Raw genomic sequence first — 16829 nt, forward strand, 5'->3', positions numbered from 1 at the left:
GAATTATCCTATTTTACGCCGAAAATTAGACAAAAATTCGTCGAATGGTTCTTCAGACTCCGGGCATTCACCAATTTGTCCTGTTTCAGGAGACCCGCCATGCCCCGCAGCACCGACCGCCTGCCCTTCCCCTACCGGCCCGAGGCCGAGACTGTTGCCCAGCGCCTGGCCGCGCTGCAGGGGGCGCTGGATTGGGCCGCCGCCGCCCACGTCGCGGCGCCCTGGGTACGCGCGGTGCGCGAGAACCCGCCGCCGTTCTGGGCCATGGAAAGCCTGCTCAAGGAATACCCGATTTCCAGCGCCGAAGGCCTGGCCCTGATGCGCCTGGCCGAGGCCCTGCTGCGCGTGCCCGACGCTGAGACGGCGATCGCGCTGACGGCCGACCAGTTGGGTCGCGCCGACTTCGACGGTGCCGCCGACTCGACTCTGGCGAGGTTGTCGTCGACGGCCATCGCCATGTCCAAGCACTTCCTGCCCGAGTCCGGCCACGAGCCGGGCCTGATGGCCAAGCTGGGCGCGCGCACCGTGGTGGCCGCCACGCTGCGCGCGGTGCAGCTGCTGGGCCGCCAGTTCGTGCTGGGGCAGACCATCGGCGAGGGCATGAAGGAGGCGACAGCGGCGCGCAGGAAGCAGCCCAACCTCCAGTTCAGCTACGACATGCTGGGCGAAGGTGCGCGCACCGCGGCCGACGCGCTGCGCTACCAGGCCAGCTACGAGAACGCCATCGCCGCCATCGCCCAGGGCGCGGACCCGGCGCGCCACCCGGCTCAGAACGACGGCATCTCGATCAAGCTCAGCGCGCTGCACCCGCGCTACGAAGATGCCCAGCACGAGCGCGTGATGAACGAGCTCGTGCCGCGCGTGTGGACTCTGTGCCGCGCGGCCGCGGCGGCCAACCTGAACCTGACCATCGACGCCGAGGAGGTGGACCGGCTCGAACTCTCGCTGGACGTGTTCGAGGCGCTGGCCGCGCTGGTGGCCGAACATTGCCCGCAGTGGCAAGGTCTGGGCCTGGCCATGCAGGCCTACCAGACGCGCGCGGTCGAGCTGATCGCGCACATCGCCGCGCTGGCCCGCCAGTACCGTATCAAGTTCATGTGCCGCCTGGTCAAGGGCGCCTACTGGGACGCCGAGATCAAGCGCGCGCAGGAACAGGGCCTCCCCGCTTACCCGGTGTTCACCCACAAGCACCACACCGACGTGAGCTACCTGGCCTGCGCCAAGACGCTGCTGGACGCGCCCGACGCGATCTTTCCGCAGTTCGCCACGCACAACGCCGGCACGATTGCGGCCATCCTGCAACTTGCATCGCGCAAGGCGGTTCCGTTTGAATTGCAAAGATTGCACGGCATGGGCGAGGGCATCTACCGCGAGGTGCTGAAGAACCCGCTGGTGAGCTGCCGCGTCTACGCCCCCGTGGGCGCGCACCGCGACTTGCTGGCCTACCTGGTGCGCCGCCTGCTGGAGAACGGCGCCAACTCCTCCTTCGTGCACCAGCTGGCCGACGAGTCGGTGGGCATGGACGAGCTGCTGATCTCGCCGCTGCGGCTGGAGCCGCAGGCCTCGTTGCCGTTGCCGATGGACCTGTACGGCACGGCTCGCGCCAACAGCAGCGGCCGAGACCTGACGGTGGTCGCGCAGCGCGATGAGCTGCTGGCGGCGCACGCGGCCTGTGTCGTGCCCGTGGTGGCGGAAGCCAAGGCGGAAGATGCGACCGGCGCCGTGGCGCGCGCCGTCGCCGCCTTCGGCGCCTGGAACCACACCCCGGTGGCGCAACGTGCGGCCGTGCTGCGCTTCGCCGCTGACGCGCTCGACGCGGCTCTGCCGCGCTTCTGCACCCTGCTGGTGAAAGAGGCGCACAAGACCTGGGGCGACGCCGTGTCCGAGGTGCGCGAGGCGGTGGACTTCCTGCGCTACTACGCCAACGAGGCCGAGCGCGTGCAGGCGCCGCAGACCCTGCCCGGCCCCACGGGCGAGAGCAACACGCTGCGCCTGGAAGGCCGCGGCGCCTGGGTCTGCATCAGCCCCTGGAACTTCCCGCTGGCGATCTTCATGGGCCAGGTCGCGGCGGCGCTGGCCACTGGCAACACGGTGCTGGCCAAGCCGGCCGAGCAGACCCCGGCGGTGGCGCTGGAGGCGGTGAAACTGCTGCACACCGCCGGCATCCCCGCCGATGCGCTGCAGCTGCTGCACGGCCCGGGCGAGACGGTGGGTGCGGCCCTGGTCGCGGCGCCCGGCGTGGCCGGCGTGGTGTTCACCGGATCGACCCAGGTGGCCAAGATCATCCAGCGCGCGCTGGCGGCCAAGGACGGCCCCATCGTGCCCCTGATCGCCGAGACCGGCGGCATCAACGCCATGCTGGTGGACAGCACGGCCCTGCCCGAGCAGGTGGCCGACGCGGTGGTGCAGAGCGCCTTCCGCAGCGCGGGCCAGCGCTGCTCGGCCCTGCGCCTGCTGTGCGTGCACGAGGCGATTGCCGACGGCGTGATCGAGATGATCCAGGGCGCTGCGAAAGAGCTGGTGGCGGGCGATCCGTCGCAGCTGTCGACCGACCTCGGCCCGGTGATCGATGCCGAGGCCTTCGACAACATCCAGCGCCACGTCGCGCGGCTGAGCAGCAGCGCCAAGGCCTTGCTGCCGGAAGCACGCCCGGCGCAGGCCCTGCCCAATCTGGTGCCGCCGCAGATGTTCGAGGTCGGTGCGATTGCCGAGGTGACGCAGGAAATCTTCGGCCCGGTGTTGCAGGTGGTGCGCTGGGGCGGCGATCCGATGGACGTGATCCGCCAGATCAACGCCCTGGGCTACGGCCTGACGCTGGGCATCCAGACCCGCATCGACAGCCGCGCGCAGGCGCTGGCCGCCGCGGCGCGGGTGGGCAACGTCTATGTCAACCGCAACATGATCGGCGCCGTGGTGGGCGTGCAGCCCTTCGGCGGCGAAGGCCTCTCCGGCACCGGCCCCAAGGCCGGCGGGCCGAACTACCTGCAACGCTTCTGCGCCGAGCAGACCCTGACCATCAACACCACCGCGGCGGGCGGCAACGTGGCGCTGTTCGCCGGCTGAGTCTTCTGTCGCGCGCTTGACCCGGGGGCGCAGGGGCCGGCGGAACAATGCCGGCATGAAGCCCTTTTGCTCCCCGTTGCAGTCCCAGGTCGTCGAGGTTTGCGTGTCTGTGGGAGATGCGGTGCGCGCCGGCGACCCGCTGGTAATCGTCGAGGCCATGAAGATGGAGCACGAGCTGCGCGCCGTGGCCGATGGCCATGTGACCGAGCTGTGTTGCGCGGTCGGGGACGTGGTTCAGGAGGGCGATGCGCTGCTGGTGCTCGCACCGGTGGTGATTGCCCCTGAAGCCGCTTCAGTGCCGGCGGACGTGCCGGCAGGAGCGCCGGTGGCCGGGGGCGCCGGGCGGGCCGATCTGGCGCGGCTGCGCGAGCGCGAACGCTTTCTTCTGGACGCTGCAAGACCGGAGGCGGTGGCGAAACGCCATGCGCTGGGCCTGCGCACCGCGCGAGAGAACATCGCCGACCTGTGCGACGAGGGCTCGTTCATCGAATACGGCGCGCTGGCCGTGGCGGCGCAGCGCAACCGCCGCAGCGCCGAGGACCTGATCGCCAACACGCCCGCCGACGGCATGGTGACCGGCATCGGTTCGGTCAATGGCGCCGAGTTCGGCGCAGGGCGCTCGCGCACTGTGGTCATGGCCTACGACGCCACCGTGCTGGCCGGCACGCAGGGCATGCGCAACCACGCCAAGACCGACCGCCTGCTGGGCGTCGCGCTGGCGCAGAAGCTGCCGGTGGTGCTGTTCGCCGAGGGCGGTGGCGGGCGGCCGGGCGACACCGACATGCCCATCGTCGCGGGTCTGCACGTGGGCACCTTCGCCGCGTTCGCCCGGCTGTCCGGCCAGGTGCCGGTGGTCGGCATCGCGGCGGGCCGCTGCTTCGCGGGCAACGCGGCGCTGCTGGGCTGCAGCGATGTGGTCATCGCCACACGCAGCAGCAACATCGGCATGGGCGGCCCGGCCATGATCGAGGGCGGCGGGCTGGGCTTGTACCGGCCCGAAGAAATCGGCCCGTCGGAAGTGCAGCACGCCAACGGCGTGATCGACATCCTGGTCGAGAACGAAGCCGAGGCGGTGGTGGCCGCAAAACACTACCTGTCGTTTTTCCAGGGCTGCACGATCGGCTGGGCGGCGCCCGACCCGCAGACCTTGCGCGACGTTGTGCCCGAGAACCGGGTGCGCGCCTACGACAGCCGGGCCGCGATGGCAGGGCTGGTGGACGTGGGCAGCCTGCTGCCGCTGCGCACCGGTTTTGGCGCCGGCATCCACACCGCGCTGGGCCGCATCGAGGGTCGGCCGGTGGGGCTGATGGCCAACAACCCCTTGCACCAGGGCGGCGCCATCGACGCCGATGCGGCCGACAAGGCGGCGCGTTTCATGCAGCTGTGTGATGCCCACGGCCTGCCCATCGTCAGCCTGGTCGACACCCCGGGGTTCATGGTCGGTCCGGCCACCGAGGCCACGGCCCAGGTGCGGCACGTCAGCCGCCTGTTCGTGCGCGCGGCCCACCTGCGGGTGCCGGTGTTCGCGGTGGTGATGCGCAAGGGCTATGGCCTGGGGGCGATGGGCATGACGGCCGGCGGCTTTCATGCGCCGGTCTTCACGGTCGCCTGGCCATCGGCCGAGTTCGGCGCCATGGGGCTGGAAGGTGCGGTGCGGCTGGGCTACCGCAAGGAGCTGGAGGCGGTGCCCGAGGGACCGCAGCGCGAGGCCCTGTTCCAGTCGCTGCTGGGGCAGATGGTGGCGCGGGGTGCGGCGACCGAGATGGCTGGCACGCTGGAGATCGATGCGGTGATCGACCCGGCCGACACACGGGCCTGGCTGGCCCGGGGGCTGGCCGGCTCAAGGGTGGCCGCACCGCCCGAACGGGGCGGCATCGACACCTGGTAATTGCGCGCCGCAGGCAGGCTGGCGCTCAGTGCAGGTCGCCGAACGAGGTGGAGCGCACGCCGGCGCTGGGGGATTGCGGTGCGGTCTGGTTGATGTTGATCCAGAACTCGCAGACGTGTTTCATCGCGCTGAGGAACTGCGCGAATTCCGTTGGTTTGGCGATGTAGGCGTTGGTGCCGGCCTCGTAGGCGCGCTGCAGGTCGCTGGGCTCGGTGGACGAGGTCAGCACCACCACCGGGATGTTGTGCAGCGTGTCCGAACCTTTGATTTCCTTGAGCACCCCGATGCCGTCCAGCAGGGGCATCTTCAGGTCCAGCAGCACCAGCACGGGGTTGCCGCCCGGACGGTCGGCATAGTCGTCGCGCCGGTAGAGGTAGTCCAGCGCCTGCATGCCGTCGGAGACGTGGGTCACGCGCCCGTCCAGTCCGTGGCGGGCCAGCGCCAGTTTGGTCAGTTCTGCGTCGTCCGGGTTGTCCTCGACCAGCAGGATGGCTTCAGCGTTCTTGTTCATGGTTCCAGGACCGAAGGTATGGAGTCGTGCGACGAGTCTGACGGGCTGCAGCCTTCAAAAGGCAGCGAGAAGTGGAACGTGCTGCCTTCGCCCTGCTGGCTCTCGGCCCAAATGCTACCACCGTGGCGCTCGAGAATGCGCCGGGTGAGGGCCAGTCCGATGCCGGTGCCCTCGAATTCCGAGGCCCGGTGCAGGCGCTGGAAGACGCCGAAGAGCTTCTGCGCGTACTTGGTGTCGAAACCGACGCCGTTGTCCTTGACGTAGAAGGTGTAGCCCACGGCGGGGTCGACGCTCCAGCCGACCTCGATGCGGGCGCGTTCGCGGGGACGGGTGTACTTGAAGGCATTGCCCAGCAGGTTGGCCCAGACCTCGCGCAGCAGCAGCGCGTCGCCCTGGACCACCGGCAGGTCGGGGGCGATCACCCAGTCGACCACGCGGCCTTCGGTGTCGTGCGCGATCTGGCTGACCACCGCCTCGACCAGCATGGTGAAGTCCACGGGCATCACGTTGACCGCCGAGCGGCCCAGGCGGGAGAACGCCAGCAGGCCGTCGATGAGCTGGCTCATGTGGCGCGCCGAGTTGCCGATGGTGCCCAGGTAGCGCTGCGTGGTGTCGTCGCCCTTGTCGGCCAGGTGCTCCTCCAGCAGGCTCACGAAGCTGGAGATGTGGCGCAGCGGCGAGCGCAGGTCGTGCGAGACCGAGTAGGAGAAAGACTCCAGGTCCTTGTTGGCGGCCAGCAGCTGCTCGGTGCGCTCGACCACCCGGTTCTCCAGCTCGTCGTTGATGTTGCGCATCAGGTCGTCCAGCCGCTTGGCGTCGGTCATGTCGCGGCTGATCTTGGAGAAGCCGCGCAGCTCGCCGCTGTCGTCCCGCAGCGCGATCAGGATCGAGTGGGCCCAGTAGCGCGAGCCGTCCTTGCGCGTCTGCCAGCTGTGCAGCTCGTGCTGGCCTCGGGATGCCGCCATGCGCAGCATCTGTGCGGCGATGCTCGATGCCTCGTCCGGGTTGTCCGGCTGCAGCAGCTTGGCGTAGTGCTGCCCGAGCATCTCGGAGGGCGAATAGCCTTCCATGCGCTGGGCACTGTCGGTCCAGTCGGTGATGCAGCCCTGGGCGTCCAGGAAGTAGATGCTGTAGTCACGCAGGTTGTCCGCCATGAGGCGGAAGCGCTGCTCGCTCTCCAGCAACTCCATCGACCGTTCACGGATCCGCATCTCCAGCTCGTCGTTGAGCTGGTGCACGCGTTCCTCAACGCGCTTGCGTTCGGTGATGTCGATGATCTGGACGATGATGCCCTGCACCAGGCCTTCGTAGATGTCTGGCAGCAGGGTGGCCCGGATGTAGATGTCCTCTCCGCTCACGGTGTGGCGCCAGGATTCGTAGTGCTGGACCTGTCCGTCAAGGGCCGCCTGGTACCGGGGCTGGACCTCCTGCCAGACCAAGGCCGGCAGGCACTCGCTGATGTGGAGTCCGAGAATGCGAGCCGGGTCCAGACCATAGAGCCGGCGGTGTTCTTCGTTGGCGAACCGGAACCTGAGCATGGCGTCCAGGTAGGCGATCACGCCGGGCACGTGGTTGGTCACCGTCTGCAGGAAGCGCTGGTTTTCCTGCAGCGCCAGCTCGGCCTGCCTGCGCTGGGTGATGTCCACCACCGTGGTGTTGCTGCGCAGGAAGCGTCCCTGTTCGTCGCGCACGGCTGCTGACGACAGGAGCGCATGGAACACGGAGCCGTCCTTGCGGCGCATCTCGTACTCCACACCGGCCAGCACGCCTTCACGGATCAGCCGCTCCATGCGGTCTTCCAGCAGCGGCACGCGGGAGGGAAGGACCACATCGCGGTAGCTCAGCCGGCCGATGACCTCGTCGCGCTCGTAGCCCAGCCATTGCAGCTCGGTGTCGTTGATCGATTCGTACACACCGTCGGCGTTGAGGGAGTGGTAGCCGCAGGGGGCCTGGTTGTAGAGGGCCTGCGCCTGCTGCAGGGCGTCGGCCAGCTGGCGGTTGGTGCTCTGCACACGGTCTTCAGAGGCCTTGCGCTCGGTGATGTCGACCATCTGGATGATCAGCCCCTGCACCTGGCCGTTCTCGATGTATGGCGTGTACCCGATGCTCGCGTAGAACTCGTGGCCGTCCGGGAAGCGGCGCAAGCCTTCAAATTGCTGGTGTTCGCCGTGCAGCGCGGCTTCCAGGCGCGCGCCGGCCGTGGCAAAGTCCTCGGGCCTGGCGATGTCGCGCAGGTGCAGGCCGATCAGGCTGGCCGGCTCGGTGCCCAGCCAGCGGGCGTAGCTGGCGTTGGCAAAGCGGCAGATCAGGTCGCGATCGTAGAAGGCCAGCTGCACCGGCACGGTGTTGGTGACGGTCTGCAGGAAATTGCGTTGGGCGTGCAGGGCGTGTTCGGCCAGCTTGCGCGCCGAGATGTCCACCAGGGTGTTGTTGGTCCGGACAAAGCGCCCCTGTTCATCGACCACGGCCGTGCTGCTGAGCAGGGCCACGAAGGTCGTGCCGTCACGGCGGCGCAGGCCCAACTCGACCGATTCCAGCTTTTCGCCTTTGATCAGGCGCTGAAGCCGGTCCCTGATCATGGGCCTGTCTTCGGGCAGCACCTGGTCTCGGAAGGTCATCTTGCCGATGATTTCCTCCCGGGTGTATCCCAGCCAGTCCAGTTCTGTCTGGTTGATCAGGACGAAGATGCCGTCGGCGTCCACCGAGTGGTAGCCGCAGGGGGCCTTGTTGTAGAGCGTCTGGGCGTCGTGCAGCGTCTGCCGCAGCCGCTCGTTGACCGTCGCCAGCTGGCTGGTCCGTTCCTGGACCCGAGACTCCAGCTCGCTGTTGAGCCGCTGGATCTGGTGCTGCTGCTCGTGGGTCTCGGTGATGTCGCGCGACACCGCCAGCAGCATCACCGGCTGGCCGCTGCTGTCGGTGATCGGAGAGACCACGGTGTCCCACCACTTGGGTGTGCCCTTGAACGTGTTGCCGAAGGCCACAAAGCGCGCGCCGCCGGCAGTGCGCGCTTGGTCGAGTGCCGAGCGTGCGAGGTTCTGTCCTTCTTCGGGCCACCAGGTGGTCCAGTCGCTGCCGCGGACCTGCTCAAAATCATCGACCTCTACCAGCTTGCAGCCACGGGCGGTCATCTGGAGCACGTGGCCCTGCAGGTCCAGCACCTTGGTGCAGTCCGGGCTGCTGGCAATGATCTGGCGGTTGAGCTCGTCCTTGATGCGGGCTTCCGCCTCCAGCTTGCGCAGCTGGCTGATGTCCTGCACGAAACCCAGCTGTCCGGTGAGCCGGCCCTGTTCGTCAAACTGGGGGATGTTTCGCGCAATCACATGGGCGATGTCCTCGCTGCCTGGCCGGATGATGCGGAATTCAAGGCTCGTGCTCGTGCCTGTGGCCACGCCGCGTTCCCAGTATTCCTTCACAACCGCCACGTCGGCCGAATGAACGCAGCGCATCCAGCCGAAATTGAAGAAATCCTGCTCTTCCAGGCCGAAGATCTGCTGCAGCATCTGATCGACCTGTATCAGAGAACCATCGGGCTGGATGCGCAGCATGCCAATGGGGAACACGCTGTTGAGGGCCGCGAACAGAGAGCTGTAGGGGTCCGGCGATTCGCTGCGGAGACCATGGGCGGGGCCGGGCGATGCGGCGGGGCGCCGCAACTGCGCCAGCTCGGCGCGCAGGGCCTGCACCTCGGCTTCGAGCGCGCGCTCACGATCGGACACCTGCTCTTCGTCAGGTGTCTTTCTGGCTTTGTTCCCAGGAAACGGGTGGATCGCGCTCATCGCGGACCCACTTTACCGCAGGGGGCCGCAGCCCAGATGTGAAATCTGACCGTCAGAACCGGGGCAAATCCGGGTGGCTGATCTGGCCTGCGCGCACCAGCATCTTTCCGTATTCGGCACAACGTTGCAGCGTCGGAATCACTTTTCCGGGGTTTAGTAGCTCTTTGGTATCAAAGGCGCGTTTGACGGCGAACATCTGTGCGTTTTCCTCTGCGGAAAACTGAACGCACATGCTGTTGACTTTTTCCACACCCACGCCGTGTTCGCCTGTCACCGTGCCGCCCATGGCGACGCTGGTTTCCAGGATGTCGGCGCCGAACAGCTCGCAGCGGCGCAGCTGGTCCGGGTCGTTGGCATCGAACAGGATCAGCGGGTGCAGGTTGCCGTCGCCGGCATGGAACACGTTGGCGCAGCGCAGGCCGTACTTCTTCTCCATCTCGCCGATGGCGATCAGGATGTCGGCCAGGCGCTTGCGCGGGATGGTCGAGTCCATGCACATGTAGTCGGGGCTGATGCGGCCGCTGGCCGGAAAGGCGTTCTTGCGGCCGCTCCAGAAGCGCAGGCGCTCGGCCTCGTCGCGGCTCACGGCGATGGCGGTGGCACCGCAGCCGCGCAGCACCGCGCTCATGCGGCCGATTTCCTCTTCCACCTCTTCGGGTGTGCCGTCGCTCTCGCACAGCAGGATCGCCTCGGCGTTCAGGTCGTAGCCGGCCTTGACAAAGTCTTCCACCGCGGCGGTCATGGGCTTGTCCATCATCTCCAGCCCGGCCGGGATGATGCCGGCCGCGATGACCGAGGCCACTGCGTCGCCCGCCTTCTGGATGTCGTCGAAGCTGGCCATGATGCAGCGCGCCAGCTGGGGCTTGGGCACCAGCTTGACCACCACCTCGGTCACGACCGCCAGCATGCCCTCGCTGCCGATCACCAGCGACAGCAGGTCCAGGCCCGGCGTGTCCAGCGCGGTGCCTCCGAAGGTGACCGGTTCACCCTCGACCGTGAAGCCGCGCACCTGCAGCACGTTGTGCACCGTCAGGCCGTACTTCAGACAGTGCACGCCGCCCGAGTTCTCGGCCACGTTGCCGCCGATGGTGCAGGCGATCTGGCTGCTCGGGTCCGGCGCGTAGTACAGGCCGTGCGGCGCGGCCGCCTCGCTGATGGCGAGGTTGCGCACGCCGGCCTGAACCACCGCGGTGCGCGATCGGGCGTCGAGCGACACGATCTTGTTGAACTTGGCCAGCGACAGCGTCACGCCCATGGCGTGCGGCATGGCGCCGCCGGAGAGGCCGGTGCCGGCGCCGCGCGCCACCACCGGCGCATTCAGTGCGTGGCAGGCCTTGAGCACGGCCGCCACCTGGGCTTCGGTCTCGGGCAGGGCCACCACCAGCGGCCGCTGGCGGTAGGCGGTGAGGCCGTCGCACTCGTAGGGCACGGTGTCCTCGGCGTGCCAGAGCAGGGCGTGGGCCGGCAGCACGGCCTGCAGGGCGCGCACCACCTCGGCCTGGCGGGCGGCGCGTTCGGCGCGGGTGACTTCGGCGGGGGCGGTGGGGGCGTTCATGCGCGGCAGTGTACGGCTGGCCGTCCGCTTGTGCATTGAAGAAACTTGCAGCCCGATGTGAGAGGACTTGAGTGGTTTTGACCCGCGTCAAATGCCGGGGTCTTGAAAAGCGCAGGATGGGAATCTATCTGTCTGGCACGGGAGCGGTGTTGACCGGTCCCCCGAATGCACCACCACCTTCAGGAGTGAACGACATGAACCATCTGATCGCACGCACCGGCCTGTTCGACGACTTCTTCAAGGATGTCGCCCCCGGTTTTTATGTCCGCCCGCTGCACGGCGACAGCCTGCCCTCGCCCTCGCAGATCAAGATCGACGTGAAGGAAACGCCATCGGCCTATACCGTGGTGGCCGAAGTGCCCGGCGTGGCCAAGGAGGACATCCACGTGACGGTCGAAGGCAGCGTGGTGACCCTGCGCGCCGAGATCAAGCAGCAGGACAGCCAAAGCCAGGACGAGAAGGTGTTGCGCACCGAGCGCTACTACGGCGCCGTGGCCCGCAGCTTCCAGCTGGCCACCGACATCGACAACGAGAAGTCGAAGGCGAAGTACGAAAACGGCGTGCTGACGCTCACGCTGCCGAAGAAGCTGGCGCTCGCGGGCCAGCGACTGAACGTCGAATGATCAGCTGAGGGAGTTGCGCAGCCACTCGGCGAAGGCGGCGCACTCCCAGCGGTCCATGGTGCCGGTCCGCCAGCACAGGTAGTGCGCGTGCGGGCTGGGCACATGGCGCGGGTAGAGCGGCACCAGCGTGCCGTTCTCCAGCCAGGGCGCGGCCAGCTTCATGCGCACCAGGGCCACACCCATGCCGGCTGCAGCGGCGTCGCACATCAGGCCGATGTCGTTGAATTGCGAGCCGTCCACCGGCTCGGGCCAGTCCAGATCGTGCGCCGCGAACCAGGTGCGCCAGGGCTCCAGCGGGCTGCGCAGCAGCGGTTCGCCCTCCAGATCCTGCGGCGTCTCGAACGGGCCGTGCTCGCGCACGAAGGTCGGCGAGGCCAGCGGCGTGACCTCGTCCTTCATCAGGCAGACGTGCTCCACATCGGCGTAGCGACCGGTGCCGAAGCGGATCATCAGGTCCGCGTCCTCGGCCACCACGTCCAGCAGCGGGATGCTGACCTGCAGCGTCAGGTCGATCTCGGGGTAGGCGTCGGAAAACTGCTTGAGGCGCGGCAGCAGGATGGAGCGCGCAAAGGTCGGCGTGACCGCCAGCCGCAGCTTGCGCCGGCCCGGCGAGGCCGCGCTGCTGGGAAACTTCTGCAGCGAGGCCAGGCCCTCGCGCACCTGCGCCAGGTACTCGCTGCCCTCGGTGGTCAGTGAAAAATCCGCCCGCCCGAACAGCTTGGTGCCCAGGATCTGTTCGAGCTGCTTGATGCGGTGGCTCACCGCGCTGGGTGTCACGCACAGCTCTTCCGCTGTCTGCGTCACGCTGCGCAGGCGCGCCAGCGCTTCGAACGTCAGCAGACACTGGATGGGCGGAATCCTGATCGCCATCTGGATTATTTGAAGACAACGGTCTTGTGGCCGTTGAGCAGCACGCGGTGCTCGCTGTGCCACTTCACCGCGCGCGCCAGCACCTGGCTCTCGGTGTCGCGGCCCAGGGCGGTGAGGTCTTCCACCGTGTCGGTGTGGTCCACGCGGGCCACGTCCTGCTCGATGATCGGGCCCTCGTCCAGATCCGCCGTCACGTAGTGGGCGGTGGCGCCGATCAGCTTCACGCCGCGGTCGTGCGCCTGGTAGTAGGGCTTGGCGCCCTTGAAGCTGGGCAGGAAACTGTGGTGGATGTTGATCGCCTGGCCCGAGAGCTCGCGGCACAGGTTGTCCGACAGGATCTGCATGTAGCGCGCCAGCACCACCAGCTCCGCGCCTTCGCTGCGGATCACCTCCAGCTGCTTCGCCTCGGCCTGCGCCTTGGTGGAGGCCGTCAGCGGAATGTGGTGGAACGGCACGTTGTAGCTGGCCGCCAGCTGGTAGAAGTCGCGGTGGTTGCTGACGATGGCCCGGATGTCCAGCCGCAACAGGCCACTTTTCCAGCGGAACAGCAGGTCGTTCAGGCAGTGGCCTTCCTTGCTCACGAAGATGACGGTCTTCATCGGCTCGGCCAGGGGGTGCAGTCCCCATTGCATGCCGAACGGTTCGGCAAACAAGCTCAGGTGGGTGCGCAAGTCGTCCTGGGTCAGTTGGCCGCAAGTGAACTGGACCCGCATGAAGAACAGGCCGGTGCCGTGGTCGTTGTACTGGGCGGCTTCTTCGATGTTGCCGCCACGCTCCAGCAGGAAACCGGAGACGGCGTGCACGATGCCGGGACGGTCCTGGCAGGAGAGGGTGAGAACGTAGGTGTGGATCATGGTCGGGCGGATTGTCGCAGGGTGGCTGGGGGTGGGTCCGGGTGGTCCGAGGTCAGTGGACCTCACGATTCGATGTTTCCGGTGCCAGAATCCGTCCACTTCATTGTCTGCGCACGCTGCGCCCGCCCAGGAGACCGACCATGGCCTACAACGACTTCCGCATGGACAACCAGTGGTTGCCCTTCACGCCCAACCGTGCTTTCCAGAAAGACCCGCGCGTCTTCGTCGGCGCCGACGGCATGTACTTCACCACGCACGACGGCCGCCAGATCATCGACGGCATTTCCAGCCTGTGGTGCGTGGGCGCGGGCCACAACCGCAAGGCCATCAACGAGGCCATCAAGGCCCAGCTGGACACGCTGGACTACTCGACCGCCTTCAGCGTCAGCAACGACAAGGCCTTCCGTGCCGCCGAGATGATCGCGGCCATGGCGCCCGGCGACCTGAACAAGGTGCTGTTCTGCAACTCCGGCTCGGAAGCGGCCGACACGTCCCTGAAGGTGGCGCTGGCCTACCACCGGGCGCGCGGCGAAGGCCACCGCAACATCTTCATCGGCCGCGAGCGCGGCTACCACGGCGTCAACTTCGGCGGCATGAGCGTGGGCGGCATTCCGGCCAACCGCAAGGTCTACGGCGCCGCGCTGCTGCCGCGCGTGGACCACCTGCGCTTCATCCACGACCCGGTGAACCACGCTTACATCCACAACCAGGAACCGGTGTGGAACGAGGACATCCTGCTGGAGCTGGAAAACCGCATCCTGCCGCTGCACGACCCGAGCAACGTGGCGGCGGTCATCGTCGAGCCGGTGGCCGGCAGCGCGGGCTGGTACATCCCGCCGCAGGGCTACCTGAAACGGCTCAGAGAGATCTGCGACAAGCACGGCATCCTGCTGATCTTCGACGAGGTCATCACCGGCTTCGGCCGTCTGGGCACGCCGTTCGCGTCGGACTACTACGGCGTGCAGCCCGACATGCTGAACTTCGCCAAGGCGGTGACCAACGGCGTCATCCCCATGGGCGGCGTGGTCTGCAGCGACCGCATCTACAACGCCATGATGGGCGCCCACGGCAGCGCGCCGGAGCACGCCATCGAGTTCTTCCACGGCTACACCTACAGCGGCCACCCGGTGGCCTGCGCGGCGGCGATCGCCACGCTGGAGCTGTTCCAGCAGGAAAACCTGTTCGCCCGCGCCGGCGAGATGGGCCCTGTGCTGGGCGACGCCGCCCACAGCGCGATCAAGGGCCTGCCCAACGTCATCAGCATCCGCAGCCTGGGCCTGGCGGTCGGCGTGGAGCTGGCCTCGATTCCTGGCCTGCCGGGCAAGCGCGCCTACGACATCTTCCTGGACTGCTACCACCGCGGTGTGCTGGTGCGCAACGCGGGCGAGAACCTGGTGTTCGCGCCGCCCTACATCGTGGAGCGCGAGCAGATTGATACCATGGTCAACGTGCTGGCCGACGCGATCAAGCGCCACGCCTGACACCCGTCCACCCTTTCCGCCGCAAGGAGGCTCCGCATGGCCATCATGGATTTCCTGAACCGCCAGTTCATCGACGTCATCGAGTGGACCGACGACTCGCGCGACACGCTGTCGTACCGCTTCCCGGACGACGACAAGCAGATCAAGAACGAGGCCCAGCTGATCGTGCGCGAGAGCCAGGTGGCGCAGTTCGTCTACGTCGGCCAGTTCGCCGACACGCTGGGGCCGGGCCGCCACACGCTCAAGACCGAGAACATCCCCATCCTCTCGGACCTGCTGGGCTGGAAGTACAAGTTCCAGACGCCGTTCAAGGCGGATGTCTACTACGTCGTCACGCGCGTCTTCACCGGCAACAAGTGGGGCACGTCCAACCCGGTGATGATGCGCGACGCCGATTTCGGCGTGGTGCGCATGCGCGCCTTCGGCACCTACGACTTCAAGATTGTCGACCCGGTGAAGTTCCTCAAGGAAGTCGCGGGCACCGACCACCACTTCCGGCTGGACGAGTTCAACGACGTGATGCGCTCACGCCTGGTCAGCGTGTTCAGCGAGACCCTGGCCAAGGCCAAGGTGCCGGCGCTGGACGTGGCCACGCGCTACGGCGAGCTGGGCGAGGCGCTGCTGGAGCCGATCAACGTCGCCACGCGCGAGAAGTACGGCATCGAGATGACCGCCTTCGTGGTGGAAAACGTGTCGGTGCCGCCCGAGCTGGAGCAGGCGATCGACAAGCGCGGCTCCATGACCGCCATCGGCAACCTCAACGACTACATCAAATACAACATGGGCAACGCCCTGGCCGAAGGCAAGGCGGGCACCGCCGGCATCGGCGCAGAGCTGGCGGCCGGCCTGGCCATGGGCCAGTCGATGATGCAGGGCATGGCCGGCGGGACCGCCCAGGCGCCTTCGCAGCCGGGTCTGGTGCCCCAGGCCCCCGCGGCGGCCGCGGCCCCGCCGTCGGCACCCATCGCGCTGATGACCCCCGAACAGGTGGCCGAGGCCCTGGGCGTGAGTCCGGCCGACGTGCTGCAGGAGCTGGAGGCGGGCAACCTCAAGGGCCGCAAGATCGGCAGCCAGTGGCGCGTGCCGCAGGCGGCGCTCGATGATTTTCTCAAGGGTTGACGCCACAGGCCCATGCAGCTGAGCGAAGTCACCGCACGCCAGAAGCTGGCCTGTCCGGCCTGCGGCGGCGAGGCGCAGTGGAACCCGGCGAAGAAGGCGCTGATCTGCGCCTACTGCGGCACCGAGTCGCCTTACGAGGTCCAGACCGACGGCGAGATCGTCGAGCACGACCTGGTCGCGGCGCTGCAGTCGATTCCGCGGAGCGCGCGCGGCTGGCAGGACCAGCGCCGGCCGGTGCGCTGCCAGCACTGCCAGGCGATCAGCACCTTCACCAGCGCCCAGCAGGGCAAGGCCTGCGATTTCTGCGGTTCGACGGCGCTGGTGGCGTTCGAGGAGACCGGCGACATCATCCGGCCCGAAAGCCTGCTGCCCTTCGACGTCAGCGAGCCCGCCGCGCGCGACAAGCTGCGCGGCTGGTACAAGTCGCGCTTCTGGGCGCCCAACAACCTCGGCGGCAAGGCGCTCACCGACACCGTCAAGGGCGTCTACCTGCCGTACTGGACCTTCGACGCCGAGGTCAGCGCGCGCTACACGGCCGAGGGCGGCGAGTACTACCAGAACCAGAAGGGCGAGCGACAGGTCCGCTGGTTCCCCGTCAGCGGCCAGGTGCGGCACTTCTTCGACGACACCCTGGTCTGCGGCTCGCGCGGGGTGCACCCGCGGCTGGTGGAGGCGGTCGAACCGTTCCCCACCGCGTCCGAACGGCTCAAACCCTACGACCCGGGCTACCTCAGCGGCTGGACGGTGGAGCGCTACCAGCTCGACCTCGTGGCCGCCGCCCAGCGCGGGCGCGAGCGCATGGTCGAGGCGATCCGGCGGATGTGCGCCCAGGACATCCGCGCCGACACCCACCGCAACCTGCAGGTCGCACCGAGCTTCGACCGCCAGACCTTCAAACACGTGCTGCTGCCGGTCTGGCTGGTGGGTTACCGCTACGGCGCGAAGGACTACCAGGTGGTGGTGAACGGCGCCACCGGGCAGGTGGCGGGCGAGTACCCCAAGAGCTGGGTCAAGATCGCGCTGGCGGTGATCGCCGGGCTGATCCTGCTCTACATCCTCATGTCTCTCGAAGGGCGCTGAGCGCCGGGC

The 16829-nt window shown here is 67.7% G+C and carries 10 protein-coding genes and 1 pseudogene; 6 read left to right on the top strand and 5 right to left on the bottom strand.

The window, feature by feature from the left end; all coding sequences use genetic code 11:
- Positions 1-99: 99 nt before the first annotated feature.
- Together BC358_RS00605 and BC358_RS00610 are read left to right on the top strand one after the other, a co-directional pair.
- On the top strand, positions 100-3063 hold the full coding sequence (locus BC358_RS00605; RefSeq protein WP_079364276.1) for an L-glutamate gamma-semialdehyde dehydrogenase: 2964 nt from the start codon (positions 100-102) through the stop codon (positions 3061-3063).
- A 70-nt stretch (positions 3064-3133) separates the two neighbouring features.
- A pseudogene (locus tag BC358_RS00610) lies at positions 3134-4951 on the top strand (carboxyl transferase domain-containing protein); the annotation flags it as partial.
- Between the two features lie 25 nt (positions 4952-4976).
- Here BC358_RS00610 and BC358_RS00615 read toward each other — a convergent pair.
- The 3 genes from BC358_RS00615 to BC358_RS00625 form a co-directional block, all read right to left on the bottom strand.
- Positions 4977-5462, bottom strand: a complete 486-nt coding sequence (locus BC358_RS00615) for a response regulator (protein WP_079364278.1) — start codon at positions 5460-5462, stop codon at positions 4977-4979.
- A complete protein-coding gene (locus BC358_RS00620; RefSeq protein WP_179129988.1) occupies positions 5459-9178 on the bottom strand; it encodes a PAS domain S-box protein in 3720 nt (1239 codons plus the stop codon). The genes BC358_RS00615 and BC358_RS00620 overlap by 4 nt, the downstream gene beginning before the upstream one ends.
- 112 nt (positions 9179-9290) lie before the next feature.
- Positions 9291-10793 carry an FAD-linked oxidase C-terminal domain-containing protein gene (locus tag BC358_RS00625; RefSeq protein ID WP_079364731.1) on the bottom strand — a complete coding sequence of 501 codons (1503 nt, stop codon included), beginning with the start codon at positions 10791-10793 and terminating at the stop codon, positions 9291-9293.
- A gap of 194 nt (positions 10794-10987) precedes the next feature.
- Here BC358_RS00625 and BC358_RS00630 point away from each other — a divergent pair, with 194 nt between their 5' ends.
- Positions 10988-11416 (top strand): Hsp20/alpha crystallin family protein, encoded by a 429-nt coding sequence (locus BC358_RS00630; protein ID WP_079364280.1) that lies wholly within the window; start codon positions 10988-10990, stop codon positions 11414-11416.
- Here BC358_RS00630 and BC358_RS00635 read toward each other — a convergent pair whose 3' ends face one another.
- Both BC358_RS00635 and purU read right to left on the bottom strand, forming a co-directional pair.
- Positions 11417-12286: a LysR substrate-binding domain-containing protein gene (locus tag BC358_RS00635; protein WP_066157383.1), complete on the bottom strand. Its 870-nt coding sequence runs from the start codon at positions 12284-12286 to the stop codon at positions 11417-11419.
- A 5-nt stretch (positions 12287-12291) separates the two neighbouring features.
- The gene (purU, locus tag BC358_RS00640; protein ID WP_079364281.1) at positions 12292-13140 is read right to left on the bottom strand and encodes a formyltetrahydrofolate deformylase; all 849 of its coding nucleotides are present in this window, start codon (positions 13138-13140) and stop codon (positions 12292-12294) included.
- A gap of 140 nt (positions 13141-13280) precedes the next feature.
- On the opposite strand from purU, the gene BC358_RS00645 reads away from it, so the two are divergent.
- Genes BC358_RS00645 through BC358_RS00655 form a run of 3 tightly spaced genes read left to right on the top strand, consistent with a single transcriptional unit; the run spans position 13281 to position 16820 of the window.
- Positions 13281-14621, top strand: coding sequence for an aminotransferase class III-fold pyridoxal phosphate-dependent enzyme (locus tag BC358_RS00645; protein WP_079364282.1), 1341 nt, complete (start codon positions 13281-13283; stop codon positions 14619-14621).
- Between the two features lie 36 nt (positions 14622-14657).
- Positions 14658-15740, top strand: a complete 1083-nt coding sequence (locus BC358_RS00650) for an SPFH and helix-turn-helix domain-containing protein (RefSeq protein WP_079364283.1) — start codon at positions 14658-14660, stop codon at positions 15738-15740.
- 12 nt (positions 15741-15752) lie between these two features.
- Positions 15753-16820: a zinc ribbon domain-containing protein gene (locus BC358_RS00655; RefSeq protein ID WP_079364284.1), complete on the top strand. Its 1068-nt coding sequence runs from the start codon at positions 15753-15755 to the stop codon at positions 16818-16820.
- Positions 16821-16829: the final 9 nt, after the last annotated feature.

It is taken from the genome of Hydrogenophaga sp. H7 (assembly GCF_002025745.1).
Lineage (GTDB): Bacteria > Pseudomonadota > Gammaproteobacteria > Burkholderiales > Burkholderiaceae_C > Hydrogenophaga > Hydrogenophaga pseudoflava.

Bases quoted from the DNA above. Each gene is read 5' to 3' on its own strand.
- BC358_RS00605 (WP_079364276.1), top strand. From the start codon at position 100: ATGCCCCGCAGCACCGACCGCCTGCCCTTCCCCTACCGGCCCGAGGCC.
- BC358_RS00615 (WP_079364278.1), bottom strand. From the start codon at position 5,462: ATGAACAAGAACGCTGAAGCCATCCTGCTGGTCGAGGACAACCCGGAC.
- BC358_RS00625 (WP_079364731.1), bottom strand. From the start codon at position 10,793: ATGAACGCCCCCACCGCCCCCGCCGAAGTCACCCGCGCCGAACGCGCC.
- BC358_RS00630 (WP_079364280.1), top strand. From the start codon at position 10,988: ATGAACCATCTGATCGCACGCACCGGCCTGTTCGACGACTTCTTCAAG.
- BC358_RS00635 (WP_066157383.1), bottom strand. From the start codon at position 12,286: ATGGCGATCAGGATTCCGCCCATCCAGTGTCTGCTGACGTTCGAAGCG.
- purU (WP_079364281.1), bottom strand. From the start codon at position 13,140: ATGATCCACACCTACGTTCTCACCCTCTCCTGCCAGGACCGTCCCGGC.
- BC358_RS00645 (WP_079364282.1), top strand. From the start codon at position 13,281: ATGGCCTACAACGACTTCCGCATGGACAACCAGTGGTTGCCCTTCACG.
- BC358_RS00650 (WP_079364283.1), top strand. From the start codon at position 14,658: ATGGCCATCATGGATTTCCTGAACCGCCAGTTCATCGACGTCATCGAG.
- BC358_RS00655 (WP_079364284.1), top strand. From the start codon at position 15,753: ATGCAGCTGAGCGAAGTCACCGCACGCCAGAAGCTGGCCTGTCCGGCC.